Consider the following 22,902-nt stretch of genomic DNA (forward strand, 5'->3'; position numbering starts at 1 on the left):
GCCGCTCGGCGTCGTTTGTTCGGCAAACGACGCCTGCAAGCGTCGTTTTCAACTTCCGCCCTGAGACGAGGCATCAATGAGCAAAGCTAAAGCAGTTCGCGCCGTAGACGTCGGCTACGGCAATACCAAATTCACCGTCGGGATGCTCGATCAAGACTTCGATGCCATCTGCGATATGTTCCCGTCGTTGACGCCGACTGCGCTGCAAAACGACTTCTCGCGCGCGATCGGTCAGCAGCGCGATACGCACAAAATCGAGATTCGAGGTGAGACGTATGAGTGCGGGAAGGAGGTGCGCTTGGCACTCGGCGGCGGTAGTCACGATCGCGTGCTGGACGAGAACTTCTGCTTGTCAAACAGGTACTTGGCGCTGGTTCGCGCATCGCTTGCGTACATGGGCGTCGATGAGATCGAGTGTCTGGTTCTCGGTCTGCCGCTGACCACCTACGAAGCCAAGCGCCGTCCGCTCGAACAGTCCGTTGCAGGCGCGCACGAGATCGGCAATAAAACCGTTACGGTTCATAAGGTTACGGTTGTTCCGCAGCCTATGGGCGGTTTCTACGATTACGTCGTTCAGAACAACATGACCGACGCGATCGACCACGAAATGAATCTCATCATCGATCCTGGCTACTACACGCTGGATTGGGTCGTGTCGCAAGGCAGCAGGCCGATCGATTCGCGCTCGGCGGCAGTGAACGAGCAGGGCGCTTCGACCATTCTGACGGCCGTCCGCGACGCGATCGAGGCCGATCTTAGCTGCGATCCGGGCGACATCATGCGCATCGACGAATCGCTGCGCACGGGCCGTGTTTTGCGCGTTCACGGGCAGCAGGTTGACCTCGAAAAATACCGCCCACTGATTCGCCAAATTGCTGATTCTGCGGTGAATAAGCTCATCAGCGGCACGCGCGGCATCGTCGATATCGAGAACGTGATTCTCGTCGGCGGCGCAACGCACCTGTACCGCGACGCAGTCAAAGCGCGGTTCCCGAACCTCGAAGTGCATACCGGTGGCAATCCCGTGTTCGCGAACGTCCGCGGCTTCCAAATGTTGGGGGAACAATGGCTGCGCTCGAACGAAAGCAGGTAAGGCTCAACGGGTACATCAGCGCCGATTCGGACGAGGCGCTGTTCGATGCGATGACCGGCGTCAGCCCGTACAAGCGCATGGCGTTGCTCCGACGCCTTGCGAACTTAGGATTGATGGCAGAGCAGGGACGGCTCCCGGCAGTGCCGCAAATCGCCCCTGCTGCGGTCCAACCGACAGCGCCCGTCGCAGTAAACGAGGCACCTCCGCCACCGCTCAAGATGAACCCGCCACCGCGCTCAACGCCGGTCGTTTCGGACCCGAAAACACCCGTTGCCGATCGCGTGGTAACAGCCAAATCCGAAAAACATTCGGACACGGACGCTTCTGCCCACGATAAACCTCGCGGCCCCAATCTCGCCCTTATGGGCCGGATGAACCTGTCGATTATGGACTGACGTGACGGGTTGTTACCACGCACCGCTGTGTGCGTGGTAACAACCAACTCTCGGAACGTCGTCGCTACCTCGCGCTGCGCCGCTCGGCACCCTCCAGCGCATCACCCCGAGCGAACAAAACGAGCCAGGCCGACCCGGTTCGGCACCGTGTTTTCATCCGACTCGAACCCCTCGGAGCGCAGCATTTTTGACGTCGCTGCGCCACCTCGCGCCGGCCGATCTCATCACGCTCGGGCACGCATCAGTCGTTCGCCATCACCATTCGCTCACTCATTCACGACGCATCGCAAACGAAAGCTGACAGCAATCGACGCGGGGAGAAGACGGGCAGGGACCGCGCGCGCCACGAGCGAAATCGATCAACAGCGATAGCCGCGCTCGCACTCGATCGCACACGACACCGACACGGCCGCGTTCGACTTGCACGCGTTCGAACAACACTCGCTCACTCACCTCACCGTTTTCGAAAATCTCTCGGTATCATGCGTGAAATCGTCACCTGACTGGCGGTTACACCGCATCGAAGGTGCGTGTGTAACGCGGCAAGGTTTACCTTGCCGAGATTCGATACCCAACCTGTAACGAAAACGCTCCACGCTCGGAGACGAACCTCGCCAGAACGCAATCCGGCACACGGAATCGATCCGCATCGCACCCAACGAACCGCCTCCGTCGGCCAGGCCAGCACACAACCATCGAGCAAACGAGCACAGCAGGACACGACGCGAGCAGCAGACGAGCAAAGCAGCGCACTGGATCGACCGGCCACAACAGCCGTACGATCACGAGCAAGGCCAGCAATCGACCAAGTCGCGAACGAACCGGTAAGGGCCACGAGCCCCACGCGCCGAGTTCGCTCAGGCCGAAGCCGAGCAGGCCAGATGACAAAAAAGAACGAAGACCAAACGAATGAATCCGAACCACGCTCAAAACCAGACTCGGACCGCTAGCACCATCAGCGTCTACCTCAAGCGCGCCGACGGCATCCTCAGCCGCATCGCCGACGAGATGCAAATGCCCGAGGACGCGTACCCCGCACCTGACGATGTCGTCGCCTACATGCAGCGCCACGCGAGCGAATGGAAATGGGCGACCTTCCGGCAGTACCAGGCGAGCCTCGTTTGCCGCTACCAAGTCGAATTCGAGCGCACGCAGGATCCTCTATTCAGGGAAACGGCCGACCGAATCCGTGCACTGCCGTGGGCGGATTGCAAGAAGGCGTCCGAGCCGGGGCAGACTTCGTCGCGCAAACGAAAGGGCGTGCCAAAGCGCGATTACGATGTGCTGGTCGCCAACCTCTCGAATCCGAAACAGGGAGGCGACTACGCTCGCCGGGCCGCGCTATGGCTGATGGCGGCGCTTGCCACCGGCCTGCGCCCCTGTGAATGGCAAGGCGCGAGTCTTTCGGTAGACGGCATCTTGACTGCGAGGAACGCGAAAGCGACGAACGGGCGCGGCACAGGCGTCAGCCGGTCCGTCCCCGTGCGCCCGGACGACGCTGCGGTCGTGCGGGCGCACCTCGAGTCGCTGAGCGAGATGCAATCGAAGGGCTTTACCTTCGCCCAGGTACACAATCGCTGCGGCGAGGCACTGCGCCGTGCCTGTCAGTCGCTGTGGGGCAAAGACCCGAAGCGGCGATACGCGCTCTATTCAGCTCGACACCAATTCGCTGCGAACGCGAAAGCAACGAAATCTCAAGAGGAAGTTGCCGAACTGCTCGGGCACTCGTCCGTGCGCACCGCGAGGCGACACTACGCCAAGCGGCGGTCGGCTTGGCTGGAGTACAAGGAGGCCAGCCGGCCCGCCAACACGCCAGAGGTGACGCCGCGACCGAACCATTGAGCCGATCGGCGCCGTGGACCGCATTAGGGTTATCCCGAATCCAGCAACAATGAGTTGTCGAGTCAATCATTAATCTTAAGCGGGCGCTTACCTATACTGAGATCACTGAAACGCAAACAGGGCTGTTTGCGAAAAACAAGATCTGGAGGTAAGCATCATGAAACTCGCAACTCTCATCGTCGCCGCTGCACTCGCCGTCCCGGCCGTCTCGTCTTTCGCGCAAAGCCAGCCGCTCACGCGCGCTCAAGTGAAGGCAGAACTGGTGCAGGTCGAACGCGCTGGTTACAACCCGAGCATGGACCGCACGACGTACCCGGCGCAGATCCAAGCCGCCGAAGCGAAGGTCGCCGCTCAGAACGGCCAGAACAGCTACGGTGGGGTCGCGGACACTGCGTCGGCATCGGGCGGTCCCGCGCACACCGGCAACAGCATCGCGCCGGTCTATTTCGGTCACTAAGCCGATCGGAAGCTCCCGAGTCGTAATCCGAAGTACAAGAGAACTGGCCGCTGTCGGAATCGACATTCGGCCAGTTTGCATTTCTGCACCTCCGTTGTCGGCTAAACCGACGGCTTGCCCAGCGAGATCGCTGGGCTTTTTTCGGCGACCTCGCACGGGCGACTTGAAAGACACGCGCCTATTCCGCAAACAACGTATCATTACTACGATACGTACTCAAGGAGTGGGGCGGAATGAACATCACGGGCAATCAAACAAGCGCGCCGACGCCGGAGCAGGCGAAGGTGATCGGGTCGAAGGCACGGCGCATTCGCGTCAATGCCTATGCCGGCACCGGCAAGACAACAACAGCGCGTGGCTTCACGATGGCCCGGCCGAACGAGCGCTTCCTGCTGATGGCCTTCAACAAGGCGATCGCCGACGACGCAAAGTCGAAGTTCCCGGAGTGGGTCGAATGCAAGACCATGCACTCGCTTGCGTACGGCGCGATCGTTCCGCGCCTCTTTTCGTCACTGCCGCACGACCAGCGCAATGCGAAGCTAGGCGACATGCGCACGCTCGCGATCGCGAACACTCTTCAAGTCAACCCGCGTATGGCGCGTCTGGTTCAAGGCGCGCTGCACGGCTGGCTGTGCTCGCCTGACAAGGCGATTTCGGCGAGCCACATTGCGGAGGATCTGAATTGCCCGCGGAGTCAACAAGGGCAGGTAGTGAACTACGCGAAAGAACTCTTCGCGCAGATGTGCGACCCGACCAAGCTCGACGTCAAGCTTCCGCACGACGGCTATTTGAAGCTCTGGCAGTTGTCGAGTCCCGATCTGTCGCAACGGTACACGACGATCATCTGCGACGAAGCACAGGATCTGAATCCGACTGTGCTCGATATCATCAAACGGCAGAAAACGGGATTGCTAGTAATCGGCGACGAGAATCAGGCAATCTACAAATTTCGTGGCGCGACGAACGCCATGCGCGAGATCCAGGTCGATGAGACCCATTACCTGACAACGTCCTTTCGCTTCGGTTCGGGCGTCGCCGCAGTTGCCACGGCTCTTCTTGGCAGTTTCCGAAAGATGCCGCGCCCGATTACCGGGAAAGGCATGCCCACTATCTTCGAGATCGACACCTCGCGCACGTACTGCACGATCGCGCGCACCAACGCTGCCTTGTTCGACGTCGCCGTCAAAGCACTCGAATCCAACCGTCCGCTTCACTTTGTGGGCGGCACATCCGGTTACCGCTTCGAAGCAATGATGGACGCCTACCATCTGTCGATGAATGAGCACGCCAGCATTCGCGACCCGATCATCAGGCAGTTCACCGATCTGGCCGAACTCGCGGAAGCCGCAGAGGACACCGACGATCGCGACCTCAAATTCCTAAGCAAGATTGCTGACGCATACGGGCAACGCATTCCGGCGCTCATCCGCGAGTTGGAAAGACGCCATGTGCCGGCGCCGAGCGCCAAGTCGTTCGCAACGACGCATTCGAACGGCATCGTTTTTACCACCGCCCACAAATCGAAAGGGCTGGAATTCGACCAGGTACTACTTACCGACGACTTCTGCGACCTGACTGACGATAAAGAAAATTTGTTGCCTGCCGATAAAGTGGATGAGGATGAACTGAATCTTCTATATGTGGCCGCGACCCGTGCGGAGCGCGCGCTGCATCTCAACGACGGAACGCGCTCATTCCTGCGTTCGATTCAACGTGCAGCGAAGGCTGCAACGCCCGTGGATCTCCACAGTTCACAGTCGATCGCCGCCGAGTTTCGATCGCGCGCGAAATGAAGTAGGTACATGTGTACCGGTCAGTGCAAACGTTGTCTCGGTAAGTTGTGTGCACAGCAAGTAACAAAACGCAACCACGATTGACATCTAGTACCTTCTGAGGAATTTGCTTGACAGGCAACAAAGAGCCATAAATAATTTGCGTATTGCAGTAATGATACAGAATTGACAACGCACATTATGGCCGTGAAGCCTCTGACTCTATTGAAGGCGTACCGGGTTGCTCACAACCTCGATACTGCAAAAATTTGCCTCCTGGCAGACGTTTCGCGGTCGTATCTGACGCGGCTCGAACAAGGCTCGATTCCAAGTCCAGACATCGCCGAGCGCTTGGTAAAAGTGCTCAAAGATGCTGACTGCGTGCGTCACTCGCGTCCGTCGGAGCATCCCCAAAAGGTGGAATTGCTCGACGCCGCCCGCCGCTGGATCGACGTAGTGCGCACGCGCGACGCGGAATTCGCCGCCCATGGAGTCCGCGAAATCCATCTGCTATACCCCGAGCGATATCAATCTGAAGAGGAAGTTGGCGCATGAGCACGCCCAAAGCGAAGAGCGCTCCGGCATCCGTCGCGCTTCATCCAGCATCAGGACTTTTGCGCGAGACGTTTCTCTATAAGGCGAGTTGGCCGCGCATGCTCACGTCCAATCTCGTGCTGGCCGTGGCTCTTGTCGTGTCCGGTGGCATGAACCTCGCACAGTTCATGCACAAGCCGGAACCGCAGTACTTTGCCGCGACGCCCGATGGCCGTTTGACGCCGCTTACTCCGTTGAGCGTGCCGATGGTCAATACGGATACCGTCCTCGAATTCTCGCAAGCGTGCATGACCGCTTCCTTCACGCTCGATTTCGTGGATGAGAATCTTCGACGCAAGCTGCAATCGCTGCACGCCTGCTACACGGACGCCGGCTACAACGCGCTCATGGCGGCTATGGACTCGTCCGGCCTCATCAAGAAGATCCGCGACCGCCGTTACGTCTCGTCGGCAACCTCGGGCGGAGCAGGGGTCATCTCCGCGACGGATCCGCACAACGCAGGTGGATACAAGTGGACGGTCCAACAACCCATCAACATCACGCTCCAGAACCAGACTGAGAAGAAGTCGTACACGTTCGTGATGGAAACCGACATTCAACGAATTCCGACCGTCGATAACCCAAAAGGCATCGCCACGGCTGCTGTACGCATCATCGGCACGAATAACTAGGTGACGGCATGACTGACCAATTCCAACCACTTCCGTCGGCAATCGACATCGCCGCGACCGAATCCACTAGCGACACGACCAATCCGCTTGCAAGCGTTGAGGGGACCGAGTGGCATCAGGTGTTCGATATTTTCGACCCCTTCATCGCCAAGCGTGACGAACTGGCAGAACTGCACGAGACCGCTCCGAGTCGTCGCGCGCAGGACTGGATCGTCGGGCTGATGGATATTCGCGCGATGGACGCGATCGACTCGTCGTCGCATCCGCTTGCAAACGTTGCAGGCACTGAGTGGCATCAAGCGCTGCGCGCGCTGAACGTCCTCGAAGCCAGCCGTGCGGAACTTGAAGATCTGCACCGCACCGCACCGAGCCGTCGCGCCCAAGATTGGTTGGCAGGGATCCTCGATACCCGCAAGATGTATTCGATCGTGACCGGCATCGCTTTCTAAGGAATCACTTATGCGCAGCCTGGCCACAAAGCTCATCTGCTTGCTCGCCATGTGCGGCGCAGCAGACCTCGCAAGCGCCCAATATCAGCAACCGTCCAATGCCGGCGCAGCGGGACAGACGCCGAACGGTCCCGGCGCAGCAGCACAGTCACCTAATAATGGCGGCGCAGCAGGTTCGGTTTATTCGAATCCTAATGCGCCGCGTCCGCTCCCGCCGTTGGTGCCACAATCGGCCGTCAACTACGACACCGCCGTGGGCAACTACATGCCCTTGACCCCGGAACAGATCAAGGTGCTGCGCAAGCGACTCGACACAACCAAGCGAGCCGCAGCAGCAAGCCCCACTGTTCCGCCAAAGCCCGTGTACTCGGTGAAAACGGTCGATCTCTCGCCCGGCGCACCGCCGCCGATCGTCCGGGTCAGCAATCTTGGTGCTGCCGTGACGTTCATCGACGCGACCGGCGCTCCGTGGGATCTTCTCGAAGTCAATAACATGTCGTCGGAACGATTCGATGTCGTCCGTCCAGTCGCTGCCGTCCCAACGATCACGATCACGCCGAAAGGGGATTACGTCGAAGGCGACGTCGCAGTCTTTCTAAAAGACCTTCCTTTTCCGGTCGTCATCAAGATGATCGCGGGTCAGAAAGAAACGGATTATCGACTCGACATTCGTGTGCCGCGACGCGGTCCGAACGCCGCCCAACCTATTCAGGGCGTCAGTGCCATTGATCTGCCGAAGGCATCGCTTCAATCTTTGCTCGACGGAATCGACACGCCTGACGCCAAGCCATTGAAGATCCAGAGCGGCCCGAGCGGCATGCAGGCATGGGTTGTAGGCGACCACATCGTGCTGCGCACTCCACTGTTCCTGAACAATCCGGCCTACACCGGATCGCTGACGTCGGCCGACGGCACGCACGTGTACGAGATTCCGAAGACACCCGTGGTCACCGTCAGCGAGAACGGTGCACTGCGCAATGTCATTTTCGATCTGGAGTAAAGATGGCTGGTCAGAAACAAAAGATGCATCCCGGATTCCTTCGTAACGCGAAGGTGCTTGCCGTAATTGCGGCCGTGGTCGTGGCTGGTCTTGTCATCGTCGTACTCGCCGCGAAACATCGCAACGATAAGCCGTCTGAAGTTGATGTGCCGACCGTTGATGCAGCCGGTGGAACGCCCGCTCCCGAGACGCAACATTACTCCCAAGCGCTCGCCAAGCAAAATGCGCAAGGAGCAAAGCAGGCTCGTGCGCAAGATGCTACGTTCATTCCGGCCCTGTCGGATAACACGCCAACGGAAAATACGTTCCAGCAGCGCGAGGCTCAAACGCCTGTCGCGCAGAAAATCGACTACTCGCGGCCAGCCGAGAATCAGAACGCTCAGCAACTGCCGCCGCTGCCGGCACCTGCCCAAGGACTCGGCACACAAATGTCGGGGCTTTTCGCTGCCTGGGACAACCCGCCCAACTCTCAGAAAGTGCTCGGCCTGCAACAGGACAAGAGTAATACCGCCTCGGCCGCGCCGGCAGCAGGCCCTCAATCTGCGTCCTTGACGGCCTCGCCGGCCGAGTCGCGCGAGAAGCGCGTCCTCATTCCGGCGCTCACTCAGTATGCCGGTCATCTGGTGAACGGTATCGATACAGACGCGCCTTCGGACGTTTTCGCCACCATTGACGAGGGTCCGTGCAAAAACGGAGAACTTGCAGGGACGGGTCGGCTCTCGACTGAGACTGTCACGGTCACGTTCACCACCATGCGTTGCAACGGCAAGAGCTACAACGTGACCGCCACTGCGCTTAACGACGAAACGCTGATGAGTTCGCTTCCCGCCGACATCGATCATCGCTACGGCGAGCGCATCCTCGCGCCTGCTTTGCTAGGTGCCGTCGGTGCCGTCGGTGCGGTCTACGCCAACTCGGGCGCGACCGTAACAGTCAATCCGCTCGGCGGAACGACATCGGTCAATCCGAACGCGACCATCACGCAAGCGGCCGGTGCGGCTGCGGCCGGTGGAACGCAAGGTATGCAGCAAGTTATCTCTCAACAGGTCAACTCGATCCCTCCGGTCCGTGGGCGTGTTGCAGCAAACACCACGATCATCATCAAATTCAAGTCTGACGTTGCGGGCGAGTGATCCGTTGTTTCAACGCCCGTCTTTTTCCGTATAATTGCAACCATACGTTGCGGGGACACTATTCACTATGGCTCACGATCATTTCGCTCAACTCGATCCTTCGGATACGACGGTTATCGACGCCGAGCATCAGGAGTATCCGCATAACGAGCATTCGGCTCAGCACGGTCACGACCAGCCGCACCCCGCTGCCGAGGAAGAGGAAGATCTGTCGTTCAACGATAGTCCCGATGGCCGTGCTCCCAAGAAGAAAAAGAAGCTGCCGGTTCCGGTTCTTCTTGGTGGCGGATTCATCGTCTTCATCGCGCTGTTTGCTGGCTACAAGAAGATCTTCGGCCATGCTGCACACCCTTCGCCCGTACCGACGGCAGTCGCTTCGCTTCCTGCCGATGATGGCGCTGGTGGAAACGGCAGCGGTGGAATGATGGCGCAGGGCGGACAAGCCGGTGCCGGGAGCGTCTCTTCTCTTCCTGCCGGACTTCCACAGGCCGCTCAAGCCGCTCCCGCATCGCTTACGGCTGCCGACCTTGGCGCAGCGCCGGCAACGTCGGTCGCATCACTGCAACCGCAGCCGGCTAGCGCGCCGGCAACCACCTTTTCTCCGGCTGTACCGAATGCGATGCCAGCCGCGATGCAGGCTCAACAAGATCTTGGTCCGGCCACGGCCGCACTGGTCGGTGGCAACCCTGCTCCCGTTGCGACCGCCGACGCAACGACGACGCCCAACGCGGCCACCGCTAGCGCGATCATCCCGTCAGCGGCTACACCGGCTAGCGCCGCACAAGAAGCTCCTGTCGAGACGCGTGCCGCAAAAATCGCGCGTTTGGAACGCGAACTGTCCGAACTGCGTGGCAAGCACGCGGTGCAACGCGTCAAGCACACCCCGAGCGCGAAATCCGACGAAGCAACGACGACCGACGGGGCACCCGCTGATAGCGATGCGACAACAACCGCTGCTGACGATCAGCCGGTACGTCATGCCAGCGCAAAAGCGACGCGCAAAGGAAAGCACTCGCGTGTGCTCGAAACGCAGGTCGGCTGGCACATCAAGCAAGTGATTCCCGGCCAAGGTTGGGTCGAGGACGAAAACAGCGGCAAACAGATCGTTGTCAGCATTGGCGACCGCATCGGCGGTGCTGAAGTCACGAAGATCGACGCGGACGCCGGGAAGATCTATACGACGGCCGGAGTGATCCAGTAATGGATCTCACAACGATCGTCGTTCACCTCGCGCAGGACATTGTCGAAGCTGAATCGCTGGCTGTAGCTTTTGCTTTCGCGATCGGCCTCTGGTTCTGCGGCAGTGCGATTTCGAGCGCGATCAAGAAATCGGGTGCACCCGGTTCAGATATTTCCGGCAGCAAGATCTTCGGCACCTTCTTCATCGGCGTGTTGCTCGCGCAGTTCTCTTTCTCGATGGGCAGCGTGTGGGACTCGATGACAGGTTCCTCCGCAACGACGTACGGCATGGTGTCGTATGCCGGCGCTTCTGCGGCTGGCGCATTCGCGCCTGCCGTAAATGCGGTCCTCACGATCATTTCGACTTTTGGCTGGTGGTATGGGCTCAAGGGCTTCACACAGCTTCGCAAGGCATCGAGCGGCGGTGGAGGAGGTGGGTACGAAGACTACGCGTGGAAAGGCTTCATTCACATATTGGGCGGTGCAGCGATGATCAACATCGCTACCACGCTCGATGCTTTCAAAGAAACACTCGGATTGACATTTTGACCACTGGAGTTGTCATGTATAAAACTGCTGCACGCGCGCACCTCTTTGCGACGGAGCACGCCGAAAAGATTGCGCTCGGCGCATTCACGGCGTCGTTCCTCGGCCGAATTGCATTTCTGAACCCGATGCTCGCTGGCACCGTGACTGTGATGGTCACGGCGCTCGTCGCGCACGCGATGACGAAGAAGTCGTCTCCGCGTCTGAGCACGTTCCTTCTCTGGTCGGTGGTGTTGCTCTGCCTGAGCATCCTCCTTCCCGACTACGCCAACGCGTCGATCGGCGCTATCTTCCGCTCGGTCAAGAATGACCTCGGCGACGTCTACTCGGGCATCGTGTATGGCTGCTATGGCCTCGGCATGTGCTCGACCGCTGTGGGCATCAATAGCGGCATCAAGAAGTCCAAGGGCGACCAACAAGTCACCAACGGCCAGGTGTTCGGCTACGGCCTCGGTGGTCCCGCTCTCGGTATGGTCGGCTACATCATGGACAGCGGCGCTGAAACGATCGGCGGAGGCTCCGGCCAGATGAACAAGCTTCCGGGCGGGCTGTAAGCACACCACTAACCACACGACACGACTATGGCCTTCCAACAGGATTCCCGCGCCAGCGTTGCTCTCGATGAAGAGGCAGTGCGCAATGCGGGCGTGTCGTGGGACGAGGCTACGGAAGGCAAGTCTCGTCCGACCGACCAACTCGGCGCGAACTTCGCGACGCGCCGATACCGCGACATTCATTTCTCGGTCAAGCGCAAGATTTGGCGTCAAGACGATCAAGGCATGGAGTCGGCCGACGCCGAGTACAAAGCAAAGCGTGATGCCGTTCTCGTAAAGGGCGGCGGCAAATGTGTTTTCTGTGGCTTCCGCTCGAAACACACTGAAGTGCACCACTGCAATGACAATCACGCAGACAACCGCGATGAGAACCTCGCCATTGCTGATCCTCTTTGCCATGGCACACAGCACATTGGACAGGTTGGAAGTCAGCGGCAAGGGCTTTTCGTGCACCTCGAAGGATTGCCGCAGTCAGAGATCAACCATCTTCAGCGCACGATCGCCGTAGTGCTCGAAACGGGCACCGATCAAGAGAAGGCCGAAGCAAACGCTCTGCTTCAGCACTTGGCTAGTCGAGCCGAACTCATTGCGCGCGAATGGGGTAGCGCCAACCCGTCGGACTTCGCAAATGCCATGCTTCGTCTCCAAGACGAGGACTTCGACAAGCGCATAAGCGCGTTCTCAGGCATGGCGCTGCTTTATAAGCCCGTGCGCTTCATGGAATACATCGGTCGGTGGATCGAAGAGAGCTACAAGTCTCTTCCGATCAGCACGTGGGGGCAGATCTATGAACGCGCACGAGCAAAACGATAGTGCGCTGAGCAACGCGGATCAGGACGCAAAGGTTACCCCTCCCGAAATCGGAATCATGCTCTACGACAACCCGAAGGAATGTGCCTCGGGGTGGGCTTCCGTAAACGGAACCGAAGCGACCTACGTTCGTCAACATTCGGATCTGGCAAACAACGTCATTTGGATCACAAATGGCGAGTTCAGCCAGTTCATCACGCTCGGGCATCGCAACGTCCACAACCTGCGCTCGCTTACGTTCTTCCGAACGCAAATCAATCAGATCTGTGCCGATCTCGGTTACGAGATGATGGGGGCGCATGCGAAGGTGGCGGCTCAAGCCGTCTCCGAGGTTGCTACGCGAGTGTTTCGCCTTGCAGCGCAAGGGTACGAGTGGAAGCCCGGCGAGCTAGCCAATGCAGATTCCCTGCACGAGAACATCAAATCCCGTTTCGCCCGCGACACGTATCCGAACAATCCCGCTCTCGAACGAGCTTTGCGCTCGGCATATCAGACAGATTCGGCTCTGTCGCGTGCTGACTTCGTGCCGAATTCGGTCTTCCTGACGATGCGCTTGAATCGACTGGACCACGCACGACAGATCCTGGCATGCCCGATACCGGATGAGGCGTGGGAATACATCCCGAGCGTCAAATTGCCCGTATCGCAACGGGATCGGCTCGCGTTCTGCCTGAAGCATGACACGCCGATTCTCGCCGAGGTGGTGCTCGACATGACTCGAGCGGATTCCGAGTACGCCGCACTAGCAGCGTTCGGGCAGAAAGTGCAATCGCGCATGGTGCTCCGCGAATGGGTTTCGCACCCTGAACTGCTTTGGCTCGCGCGTTTCACGCCACTGGAGATTAAGTCGGTCTTCCGTTCAGCAGAGTACAAGATGCTGCCCGAAAGGTCGCTTTTGCCGTCGGCACTCACGTCCGATCCGCTGCTTCATCTTTCGTACTCTGCGGGCCTGCTTGCGGAGAACCATTGGATGGCGCTCGCAAGCGACGAGTACAACAAAATGCTGAAAAAGAAGTCGCTGACGGCGCGCGCCGTGTGGCTTCGCGCGGCAGACCGAGCACTGTGTTTCAGTGTGGCAAAGAAGGCGGTCGATCGCGGCTTCACCGTGACCGGGTATTCGACGGGCGCGGTTCGGGTTCGCTTGCTGCGGTCTGAATTGATGCGGGCGATGGAGTTTGCGATCGAAAACAAGATCATCTGCCCGAATTTCCACCGCGTCATTCAAGAGGACGACGTCTATGCCGCCGCTGGATGACCAACCTATCGACTTTCAGTCGCTGACTGAAGTGATGTGCGCGGCGGCAATCCGCTCGGGTGATCTTCTCGCGCTTGATCGGATTGCCGACATGCAGCCGTCGGACCGAGTGCTGCACGCAACAAAAATCATTAGCCAGGCCGCAGCAGCAGATCCGTGGATCGCCAAAGTCCTGAGTGAATCGAAAGCGGTCCACACCATGCGCACCGAGATCATGCGCCGAAGGAACCAACCATGAAAACTATCGCAACGTCCTTTCTTCAAAACGTCGAATCGGTCATGGCGTGGCTTTCGAGCCATGCACTCGGCGCGGACTTCCCCTCGTACTGTCAATTAGAGACGGCGATCGGTCTGGATCCGGATAGCTCGCGCGCGAAACAGATGGCAGCAGTCGATCCGAAGGGCGCACGCCCGTACATCCTCATCACGCGCGACTGCGCGATGCTGACGATGCTCGAACTGACCGGCTCGATGGATATCGTGGGCGATGTGGAGTTCGAACGCATCACCGAAGAACTGCGTCGCTCGATGACGTCCTACTGCCAGCGCGCGGGGCATTCGTTCGAATTCTCATTCGAGCGCGATCCCGACGTCGTGCGGGAAAAGATCCGCGCGATGATGAAGCCGACTTATGACACGTGCGAACGCGTCGGCCTTGACTTGACCGACATGCTCGATGATCGGGTTGAGCGTGTCGCCTCACTTTGCAGCCACGAGTCCTGCTACCTGCTGCTCTACACGCATCTTAGCGCGATGGCGCCGGACGAGTTCAAGCGCGAAATGGAGAGCCACAAGCAGAACATCAAAGAGCACGCGATTCAGCCGATGGTTGACGCTCAATCGCCGACTGCGATCATGAAAGGCATCCTCCACCGTCACGAAACGTTCGTCGATGCGATCGAACGTGACTGCCGCTACGCGAAACTGCATGTCGAGCGCATGTCCACGCACGAGTCGGCGCGCGCTATCCGCATGTCCTACGATCGTCGTCGAACGGATGCGAAATGGAAGCCGGCGCTTCCCGGCGACCGCTACACACCTCGCAAGTCGGTGAACGGCTCACTTGGTGACCTCTACCTGCCGAAGTTTTCGGAACAGATGTGCTCCGGTCGCATCGAGACCGATGGCGAATTCGTCAACATTAATGGCGAGTACCACGGTGCCGCGTACATGGATCTCGGGCCGCAAGAGGTGCATGACTTCATGATGCTGTTCGACCGCGTCGGTCGGGATCTGCCATGGCGCATCAAGTTCACGATCGAACCGGGCGGGCTCGAAGCAAGCAAATTCAAATCGTTCGCGGTGAGCATTTTCGGGTTCCTCGGCAGCACCAATAAGTCGATCAAGAGATCGTTCGACGCGATCCAGCACGCGCAGGACGAGGGGGAGTGCCACGTCTCAGTGCGCATTACGGCCGCGACGTGGGGACCGGACAAGAAGACTTGCCAAGAGCGCCTGTCGTCCCTCGTCGCCGCGATGCAGGGATGGGGCGTAGCGCAAATCAGCACGGACGTCGGCGACCCGGTTGCGGGGCTGACCTCGACGATTCCGGGCTTTTCCGACAAGTCGATTGCACCGAAGCTCGTGCCGCCGCTGCGCCACATCGTGCGAATGCTGCCGATTCAACGCGCCGCGTCCCCGTGGCACGCTGGCGGTTCGATCATGCTGCGCACGCTCGATGGAAAGGTGTATCCCTTCCAGCCCAACTCGTCGTTGCAGACGGCGTGGATCGATCTGATTTGGGCGGTTATGGGTGCTGGTAAGTCCGTTTGGCTGAACACGCTCAACTTGGGCGCGATCCTGTCTCCGGGCCTTCGCCGCCTCCCGCTCATTACGATCTTGGACGTCGGCGTTAGTTCGAGCGGCCTTATTGATCTCATTCGCAACGCGCTTCCCGCCGAGCGGCAACACGAGGCTTTATACATCCGACTTCGCAATGAGTCGAAGTTCGCCATCAATCCGTGTGACACGCTACCAGGTTGCCGCAAGCCGACGGCGTTCGACCGCGAATTCCTGATTTCCCTCCTAACGTCGCTTGCGACGCCAGTCGGCGCTAAGAAGCCATATGACAACGCGCCCGAACTCGCCGGCATGCTCGTCGATGAGGTGTACGCCAAGTATTCGGACCCTAGCTCACAGAAACGATATGAGGCCACGATTGACACGGTGGTCGATGAGGCACTGGCGAAAGTTGGCTATCAGGCTGACGAGTACACGTCGTGGTGGGACGTCACCGATGAACTCGCTCGCGCTGGCATGGCCCGCGAATCTCGCCGCGCGCAGCGCTATGCAGTACCAGTTCTGGCCGACTTCGTGGAAGCTTGCGGCTCCGACCGCATCCGTTCGATTTTCGAGCCGTCCGAGACGTCACGAGCGATGACCGATACGGGAATGACCTTGCTCGACGCCATGCGAATGGTCATCCAGAACGCATTGCGCGACTTCTCGATTATTGCGTCACATACTCAGTTCGAGTTGAGCGACCTGTCCCGCGTCATCGCGCTTGACCTCGAAGAAGTCACCCGAGGCTCCGGTCCAGATGGCGAACGCCGCGCCGAGATCATGTTCATCTTCGCGCGCCAGATCGCGGCACGTCAGTACTATCTGCCCGAAGACATATCCGACCTCGCGCCGGCGCAGTACCACGAGGCTCATCGTCGAAAGTACGAGGACATCAAGGACGAGATGAAGGGCTTGTGCGTGGACGAACTGCACCGCACGGGCGGCAAGACATCGTTCCGCCGATTGCTGTCTCTTGACCGACGCGAGGGGCGAAAGCACGGCATTCGCGTCAGCCTCGCTTCACAGTTCATGGGCGACTTCGACTCGGATGGAGAGCCGATTACCGAGTCGGCATTCTCCGCGTACATCATGAACGCCGGCACGGCCGACTCGCGCCGCAGGGCGCAGGATCTGTTCGGCTTGTCGGACTCGGCGATCGCGGCGCTTGAACGCGACGTGCGCGGTGCCGGCCGCTTCCTCGCATGGCATCAGACCAAGACCGGCGTCGTGACGCAGATCCTCCACAACGCACCGGGCGCTATCGAGCTATGGGCATTCTCGACCACGGCGCCAGACGTCGCACTGCGCAAGCGCATGTACAAGCGAGCTTCGCCTGCCGTCGCCCGTCGAATTCTCGCGCGCGAATTCCCGAGCGGTAGCGCGCAAACCTATCTCGAAGCGCGCCGGGCAGATCAGGGAGCGCGAGAGGTCGAAAACGTAATCGACAAAGTCGCGGACGAGCTGCTCGTCAAATATCGCGACGAATTCCATCTGGAGCGTGCAGCATGAAGACCGACAACAATCGAAGCATAGGCCGAAAGACGCTGCGATACGTGGCGCTCAACGCGATTCCTTTTTATCCGCTGTACGCTGCGCTGCGCTCCATGAGACAGACCGCTGGAGCGGGCGCCGCCACGCTGCGCGACCTCAACGACGAGATCGCCGCGGATTCGACGCGTCCCCACGTCGTGACGTTCCGCCAGGCCCTGGAGCGCCGGCCGGAAGGGGCGTTGAGCTTCGCTGAGATTCGCCATCAAAGCATTCGCAGCAAGCGTGTTGCTTTCGTCTTCACTTTCTTTGGCTCGTGCTTTGGACTCGGCAGCCTCATCGGCGGAAACTTCCTCGGCTTCCTCCTGAGCCTATTGTTGATCGCCTTCACGCTGCTGACGGCAGTCAAACACTCGCATCGCATCTGGCAGATCGAAGCAGGGTGCATCGAACCCGACCGGCCGTTGGGAAGTGTTCGGGATTTCCTGCGTTCGCCGGGAGCGATCGCAACTGTTTTCGATCTGTGCGTGACTTCGTCCATATAGTCGCCGCATAATTTCGTATGCTTATAACCACACGGACATACCAATGAATAACAGATGCAGGCTCGGTTTGGCGAGCGTGCTGGCGATCGCGATGTGCAGCGCTGTGCATCCGGCGTTGGCGCAAACCAACGTGTCGATGGGCGATATCACGGCCGCTGCGAACCGGTCCGGTGACAAGTCGATGTCACTTCTGCAACTGGTGTACGGCTCGATCGTGCAGAACCCGCTATCGAGCGGGGGCAACAGCGGCGGCGGCATGATCGGCTCGATGTTCCTTGTGCTGAATGCCTGCTTCCTTGCAGTCGGCGTGATTTGGGCGATGTACCACTTTGGCTCCGCCATGATCGCCACCGGCCAGGATGGCGAGTTTCTCGGCCAGAAAAAGTCTTCAACCTGGTACGTGATTCGTATGGGCGCAGGCTTCACCAGCCTCGTTCCCATTTTCGGCGGGTACTGCGGCGCGCAAGTCATCATGCTATGGGCGACGATGATGGGCGTCGGCATCGCGAACCTCACAATGGACGCAGCCACGACCGCGCTCGCAAGCGGCGGCTCGATGATATCGACGCCAGTTTCGCCGCAGGCAACGTCTCTCGCCAAAGCGCTCTTTGAGGCGAACCTCTGCTCGGCTTCGGCAAACACCGCGATCGCGAACATGCCGGCCGATAGTGGCGTAAGCGTAGATTCGTCAGAGACGTTCGGTCAATCCAGCACGAGCAATAAAATCGTCCTCATGAATCGGAACGGTCTCTCGTGCGGAGGTGCTGAACTCACGCTCACGGACCCGTCGAGCACGCCACTGCCAAGCCACGACGGAATGGCCGTTTACGAGCCCAACTCAACGTCTGCGGTTTTCTCGCAGATGCAGAGCGCGCATCAGGCGGCACTGACGGCCATGCAGTCGTCGCTTTCATCGGCTGCGCAGTCGTACGTCGCGTCGGTGAACGGCGGGCAGGCGCCGCAAGACGCCGGCTCAATCATCGACAATGCCGCGCACCAGTATGAGGCAACAATCAACGCGGCTATCAACGCTTCGTCCAGCAGTCTGAGCGGACTTGCAAGTGAGCTTCAGTCGAATCTTCGCCGCGACGGATGGATCATGATGGGTGCGTGGTATCAGACGTTCGCACAGGCAAACGCGCAGGTGTCCGGCATGAGCAACGCCACAGCAACAGGCGTCCCGCCAACGGACCTCGATGCGTTGCCATACCCGCAGTTGTACCGCAAGGTTCAAGCGGTGTACGACCAGCAGATTCAGCGCGCGGCTTCTACTTCGACTACGAGCACTCTCGTTGGCAACTTGTCGGCTGGCGTGACCGAGCCGAAAAGCATCATGGCGCGGATTTTCAACGGACAGGCGATCGTCCGATACATGGTAGGCATGAACTCGGGACAGGGTCCGGCTGGCACCACGAACCCGCTGATCGGCATGAAGAACCTCGGCGATCGTATCCTCGACGCTGGTTGGGGCGCGCTCGGTGCCTACGTTGGTATCAGGGCTATCGATGGTGGGGCGCAAAAGGCGCTTAGCGGTTGGGCTGGCAAAGCGCTCGACGTCGCAACAGGCGGAGTCGCTGGAGCGCTTTCTGGTGCAGCGTCTGGCGTTCTTTCGGCATTGACGCCATTCGTCGTCATGATCCTGACAGCGCTTTTCTTCTTCGGCGCGATGCTCTCGATTTATATCCCCATGCTTCCGTTCATCATCTGGTTCGGAGGGGTCGTGTCATGGTTTGCCGTGGTGGGTGAAGGTCTGATTGCAGCGCCGCTATGGGGCATGACTCACCTCGACGGCGACGGCGAGGGCATGAGCCAAAAATCGACGCATGGCTACATCTTCATGCTGAACGCGATGTTCCGACCGGTTTTCATGATTATCGGATTTGTATTGGGCGGCGGCGGAGTAGTGGTGCTCGGGACGCTGTTGAATAGCATGTTCGGCGTTGCCCTGGCGAACGCGCAATTCGATTCGACGACAGGCTTGGTAAGCATCATCGGCTTTATCGTGCTCTACGTCGGTATGTGCCAAACGCTATGCAATGCGTGTTTCGGGCTAATCAACGTGGTCCCCGATCAGGTCTTCTCGTGGATCGGTGGATCGATGGCTGGCCGCGTCGGTAGCGACGTTGAGCGGGACTCGAAAGGTCACTTCGGCGCAAGTACGGGACAAGGTAAGAATGCGGCTAGCAGTATGACTGCGAGCATGGTTAAACCGAACGGCGACGCAGGACGCGTTGGCGGTGCCGGCGCGGGTGCGGGTCCGGGCGAGGTCTCCCGGTCAAGCGTGTAATAAAAAAAGCCCGTCAAGATTGACGGGCTTTTTCTTTCCGGTGTTGATTACGCTGCGCGCTTGCCGGATGCAGACTTGTCGTACGCTGCGTCGAAAACTCTTTGCCGATTAGCCTGCACCAACAGATAATTCTTCGGGTCAACGCGCGCGAGTTCCTTCAGCAGGGCGTCCTTCAGCGCTGCCATGCCATCGTAGTTCGCCTGCGTGCCTTGGAGAGCGCGCTCTACCTTTTGTGCATACGCTTGCCAATCCGCCGCGTTCTGCTGCGCTTGACGCGCGACGCCGAGAGAATAACCGTCCATTTCCAGCCCCTTTCTTCTATGCCGCACTGCGGCTTAATTTCAGAATACCGGACCGGCATACCTCACGCAAGCACATTCTTCATATTTATTCAAGTGAAAAGATCGGCCGGTTTTGTGCCCGGCATTAGTCACCAACATATTCGACGTCCAACTCGTTCGGGTCCGTATTTGGAGCATGTGCGAGCCAGTCGGCATAGTCGTCGTATCCAGCGTCACGAGCAAAAGCATCGAGCGCATCGTCCGGGTGCGCTCCGCGATATTCGCCAAGATCGACGCCCGTTTGTTTGTTGGTAATCGCGTATCGCGGCATGGCTAACTCCGTTCGACTTTTGACGGCCGGCGATGCGTCGCCGGACTGTATGGGTGCCAGACGCGCTTACGGCCGCTCAGGAGCGGCCTCGCGTTAGGAGAGAAGGATCGGCTTGTTGGAAGGCAGAATTAAGCCGCTACGCGACCGGCAACAACGGTCGCCGCGTGTTCGCGTGTGAAAGTGCGAAACCCGACTCGATGGCCGATATTGACGAACTGGCCGTTCCGCTGGTCGTAAGTCGCGTTCGGGGTCACTGCGATGTATTCGGCCACGAGCGCCGCCAACTCGTCGGGGGTGAGTGCCGCGACCGCCTCGTCCGTCCTCCTGGTCTGTTCCTCGAGTGCCTCGGCCTTCTTCCGTTCTACTTCGGCAGCGTCGGCCACTTTCTGTGCTTCTGCTTTCGCGGCTTCGGCCTGCTGGTCGGCTTCGAGCGTCACAGACAGGTCCGAATCGCCCTTGAACAGAGTTGATGCATATCCGACAGCATTGGCCCTGATCTGCTTCTTCTTCATCTTCTCGCTGGTGATCTTGGCCGTCTGGAAAGCACGCTTAGGATCGGTGTTTATCCAATCGATCGCCAATCTGTCGCTGACGCCGACTTCGCGCAAGAGCTTGTAGGTCTCTGTTGCTCGAACTTCGTCCTGATCCGGCTCGACCAGGGTGAGGGAGCCTTGCGCAGCAGGCTCGACCACGAACTTGATGGCCGCGACCTTGCGGCCGGCGCGTTGGTATTCCGGAGTGATGTAGATATCGGATACCGCGTTGATCTCTTTGACAGCCTTCTGAATGACCTGATTGTTGAAGTGCTTGAACTGGTCGTACGCACTCGCGACCGGCTTACCGTCGCTGTCCACGCCAACGCCGAGCAGCTTTTTCCACAGATCCACCGAGATAAAGCCGGTGGATTGAGTGCCTCGGAAGCGCACACAGTTTTCGTAGAGTGCCAGTGAGTAGGCGCCGGTGAATTCCTTCTGCACGTTGAGATTGATGACGGCGTAGACCTCGGGATTCGCCAGCGCTTCGCGCATGACTTTCGAGTACTCGTACGTGCAGATCCCGTCTTCGATTGTCGCTGCCGATACCGGCGCGCTTATCTGCCACTTCTGGCGCTTCTTGTCGCGCGACTTGTCGTAGAGCACGTCGAACTCAACGCTGGTTTTTGTGATTCGACGCAGCGACTCCTTGAGAGACGTGACGTTATTGCTTTCCTCCCATCCAATCATGTCGCACATGACCGCCACCGGCAGGGAGAACTCTGTCTTGCTGGTTAGATCGTCGAAGGCATTGAGCAACAGCACATTGATGAGCTTCCGCTCGACCGCCGTAAGATCACCCGAAATGTGCACAGCCGATATGTGCTTGCGAACTTCCTGTGGCAGGGTTGCGGTGGCCGGTACGATGTTGCGTTGCGCCATAGACGATCTCCTCTCTTGCGGCGTATTGTAGGAACAAAAGGTCAGAATAACAAAGCATTTTTTTGACCTTTCGTAGATCCGCGCACGCGATTCCCGGATTTCATCCCCGAAACCCTGACCTTAACGGGCGAGCTGATCCCCGAGTGATCCGCAAGCTGCCGATCCCTACCTCATTACGTCCGACTCCCGAGCGGACGACCTAAAACGTGACCGTTGCGCAGAACGCGTCTAGTGACTTCGCAGCGGTGTGTGTTGGAACGTTTGCCTCTAGCTCATAAACCTCGATTGCATCGACAGATCAAGCATTTGCGATAACGGTGCCCGTGAGCCCGAGCTTTAGCCACGCAAATGCAAACGCAAGTAAACCGTTAAATCATTCCGACTATAGGCGGAATATTTCCGTTTACCCAAGAAAAGAACATACGTTTCCTCAGATGACTATCAAGCCGCCACCCGTCCCCGAAACCCTGACCTTTAGGTCACTCTCCTTTTCGTGAGGACGTGTTTACCCGAGCTTCCATCGGTGATGGAAACCGCAAGTGGACGCGGAGACACCTATTCCGTCGGCTGTCCGCGTCAAAGGTCGTTACAACCACTCTAAATTTTGACCTTAATGCTTTTGATCTCCCGTTCTTGTCCCCGAAACCCTGACCTTCACCCCAGGTCAGCGCTCAATCCCCGAAACTCTGACCTTTGAGCACAAAGGTCAAAAGACCAGCCTCAGCGGTTGACCATTTGACTCACCGCACCATCGGTGTCCCCGAAACCCTGACCTTTAGCCTTTGATCCCCGAAACGCTGACCTTTCCTCCCCGAAACGCTGACCTTTCATTGTGGATAACCGACCTTTGTTTTGTCGCATCAATAGGTTAGGTCGGAGGTCGGGGGTGCTCCCCGAAACGCTGACCTTTCCCCGAAACACTGACCTTTGCGTCCCCGAAACACTGACCTTTGATCCCCGAAACGCTGACCTTTCCGGCCGCAAACCCTTGCCAGTAAAGGCTCTCAGAAGCGCAAAGGTTTTAAAGGTTTTGATGTTTTCTAAAGAACAACATCAGGGATG

The 22,902-nt window shown here is 58.9% G+C and carries 22 protein-coding genes; 19 read left to right on the forward strand and 3 right to left on the reverse strand.

All coding sequences use genetic code 11. From position 1 onward, the window contains the following. The first annotated feature begins 76 nt into the window (after positions 1-76). The 19 genes from IAG25_RS32420 to IAG25_RS32510 all read left to right on the forward strand — a co-directional run bounded on the left by IAG25_RS32420 (position 77) and on the right by IAG25_RS32510 (position 19,813). Positions 77-1,093, forward strand: coding sequence for a PRTRC system protein D (locus IAG25_RS32420; protein WP_187608509.1), 1,017 nt, complete (start codon positions 77-79; stop codon positions 1,091-1,093). Further along, entirely contained in the window at positions 1,066-1,488 is a 423-nt protein-coding gene (locus tag IAG25_RS32425; RefSeq protein WP_187608510.1) for a hypothetical protein, read from the forward strand. The genes IAG25_RS32420 and IAG25_RS32425 overlap by 28 nt, the downstream gene beginning before the upstream one ends. A gap of 909 nt (positions 1,489-2,397) precedes the next feature. Further along, positions 2,398-3,330, forward strand: a complete 933-nt coding sequence (locus IAG25_RS32430; RefSeq protein WP_255504103.1) for a tyrosine-type recombinase/integrase — start codon at positions 2,398-2,400, stop codon at positions 3,328-3,330. Positions 3,331-3,487: 157 nt separating this feature from the next. Further along, complete coding sequence (locus IAG25_RS32435; RefSeq protein WP_187608511.1) at positions 3,488-3,787, forward strand: DUF4148 domain-containing protein; 300 nt, start codon at positions 3,488-3,490, stop codon at positions 3,785-3,787. Between the two features lie 233 nt (positions 3,788-4,020). Then, positions 4,021-5,580, forward strand: coding sequence for a UvrD-helicase domain-containing protein (locus IAG25_RS32440; protein ID WP_187608512.1), 1,560 nt, complete (start codon positions 4,021-4,023; stop codon positions 5,578-5,580). 165 nt (positions 5,581-5,745) lie between these two features. Continuing rightward, a complete protein-coding gene (locus IAG25_RS32445; RefSeq protein WP_187608513.1) occupies positions 5,746-6,114 on the forward strand; it encodes a helix-turn-helix domain-containing protein in 369 nt (122 codons plus the stop codon). Further along, positions 6,111-6,785, forward strand: coding sequence for a DotI/IcmL/TraM family protein (locus IAG25_RS32450; RefSeq protein WP_187608514.1), 675 nt, complete (start codon positions 6,111-6,113; stop codon positions 6,783-6,785). The genes IAG25_RS32445 and IAG25_RS32450 overlap by 4 nt, the downstream gene beginning before the upstream one ends. Before the next feature lie 8 nt (positions 6,786-6,793). Then, complete coding sequence (locus IAG25_RS32455) at positions 6,794-7,234, forward strand: hypothetical protein (RefSeq protein ID WP_187608515.1); 441 nt, start codon at positions 6,794-6,796, stop codon at positions 7,232-7,234. 10 nt (positions 7,235-7,244) lie between these two features. Next, a complete protein-coding gene (locus IAG25_RS32460) occupies positions 7,245-8,234 on the forward strand; it encodes a DotH/IcmK family type IV secretion protein (RefSeq protein WP_187608516.1) in 990 nt (329 codons plus the stop codon). A gap of 2 nt (positions 8,235-8,236) precedes the next feature. Beyond that, positions 8,237-9,367: a DotG/IcmE/VirB10 family protein gene (locus IAG25_RS32465; RefSeq protein WP_187608517.1), complete on the forward strand. Its 1,131-nt coding sequence runs from the start codon at positions 8,237-8,239 to the stop codon at positions 9,365-9,367. A 67-nt stretch (positions 9,368-9,434) separates the two neighbouring features. Beyond that, the gene (locus tag IAG25_RS32470; protein WP_187608518.1) at positions 9,435-10,568 is read left to right on the forward strand and encodes a hypothetical protein; all 1,134 of its coding nucleotides are present in this window, start codon (positions 9,435-9,437) and stop codon (positions 10,566-10,568) included. Continuing rightward, the gene (gene traQ / locus IAG25_RS32475) at positions 10,568-11,095 is read left to right on the forward strand and encodes a conjugal transfer protein TraQ (RefSeq protein WP_187608519.1); all 528 of its coding nucleotides are present in this window, start codon (positions 10,568-10,570) and stop codon (positions 11,093-11,095) included. The genes IAG25_RS32470 and traQ overlap by 1 nt, the downstream gene beginning before the upstream one ends. Positions 11,096-11,109: 14 nt before the next feature. Further along, positions 11,110-11,646, forward strand: coding sequence for a hypothetical protein (locus IAG25_RS32480; RefSeq protein WP_187608520.1), 537 nt, complete (start codon positions 11,110-11,112; stop codon positions 11,644-11,646). 27 nt (positions 11,647-11,673) lie between these two features. Continuing rightward, on the forward strand, positions 11,674-12,459 hold the full coding sequence (locus tag IAG25_RS32485) for an HNH endonuclease signature motif containing protein (RefSeq protein WP_187608521.1): 786 nt from the start codon (positions 11,674-11,676) through the stop codon (positions 12,457-12,459). Continuing rightward, complete coding sequence (locus tag IAG25_RS32490; RefSeq protein WP_187608522.1) at positions 12,434-13,711, forward strand: hypothetical protein; 1,278 nt, start codon at positions 12,434-12,436, stop codon at positions 13,709-13,711. The genes IAG25_RS32485 and IAG25_RS32490 overlap by 26 nt, the downstream gene beginning before the upstream one ends. Beyond that, positions 13,695-13,949, forward strand: a complete 255-nt coding sequence (locus IAG25_RS32495; RefSeq protein WP_187608523.1) for a hypothetical protein — start codon at positions 13,695-13,697, stop codon at positions 13,947-13,949. The genes IAG25_RS32490 and IAG25_RS32495 overlap by 17 nt, the downstream gene beginning before the upstream one ends. Continuing rightward, entirely contained in the window at positions 13,946-17,002 is a 3,057-nt protein-coding gene (locus IAG25_RS32500; protein ID WP_187608524.1) for a hypothetical protein, read from the forward strand. The genes IAG25_RS32495 and IAG25_RS32500 overlap by 4 nt, the downstream gene beginning before the upstream one ends. Then, positions 16,999-17,526: a hypothetical protein gene (locus tag IAG25_RS32505; protein ID WP_187608525.1), complete on the forward strand. Its 528-nt coding sequence runs from the start codon at positions 16,999-17,001 to the stop codon at positions 17,524-17,526. The genes IAG25_RS32500 and IAG25_RS32505 overlap by 4 nt, the downstream gene beginning before the upstream one ends. A gap of 43 nt (positions 17,527-17,569) precedes the next feature. Beyond that, positions 17,570-19,813 (forward strand): DotA/TraY family protein, encoded by a 2,244-nt coding sequence (locus tag IAG25_RS32510; protein ID WP_255504105.1) that lies wholly within the window; start codon positions 17,570-17,572, stop codon positions 19,811-19,813. Between the two features lie 47 nt (positions 19,814-19,860). On the opposite strand, the gene IAG25_RS32515 is transcribed toward IAG25_RS32510, so the two are convergent. From IAG25_RS32515 to IAG25_RS32525, 3 genes are all read right to left on the reverse strand, one after another. Then, entirely contained in the window at positions 19,861-20,115 is a 255-nt protein-coding gene (locus tag IAG25_RS32515) for a hypothetical protein (protein ID WP_187608526.1), read from the reverse strand. 124 nt (positions 20,116-20,239) lie between these two features. Then, entirely contained in the window at positions 20,240-20,425 is a 186-nt protein-coding gene (locus IAG25_RS32520) for a hypothetical protein (RefSeq protein WP_187608527.1), read from the reverse strand. A gap of 128 nt (positions 20,426-20,553) precedes the next feature. Continuing rightward, positions 20,554-21,840 carry a replication initiation protein gene (locus IAG25_RS32525; RefSeq protein WP_187608528.1) on the reverse strand — a complete coding sequence of 429 codons (1,287 nt, stop codon included), beginning with the start codon at positions 21,838-21,840 and terminating at the stop codon, positions 20,554-20,556. Positions 21,841-22,902: the final 1,062 nt, after the last annotated feature.

The organism is Caballeronia sp. EK, from assembly GCF_014384845.1.
GTDB classification, from domain to species: Bacteria; Pseudomonadota; Gammaproteobacteria; order Burkholderiales; family Burkholderiaceae; genus Caballeronia; species Caballeronia jiangsuensis.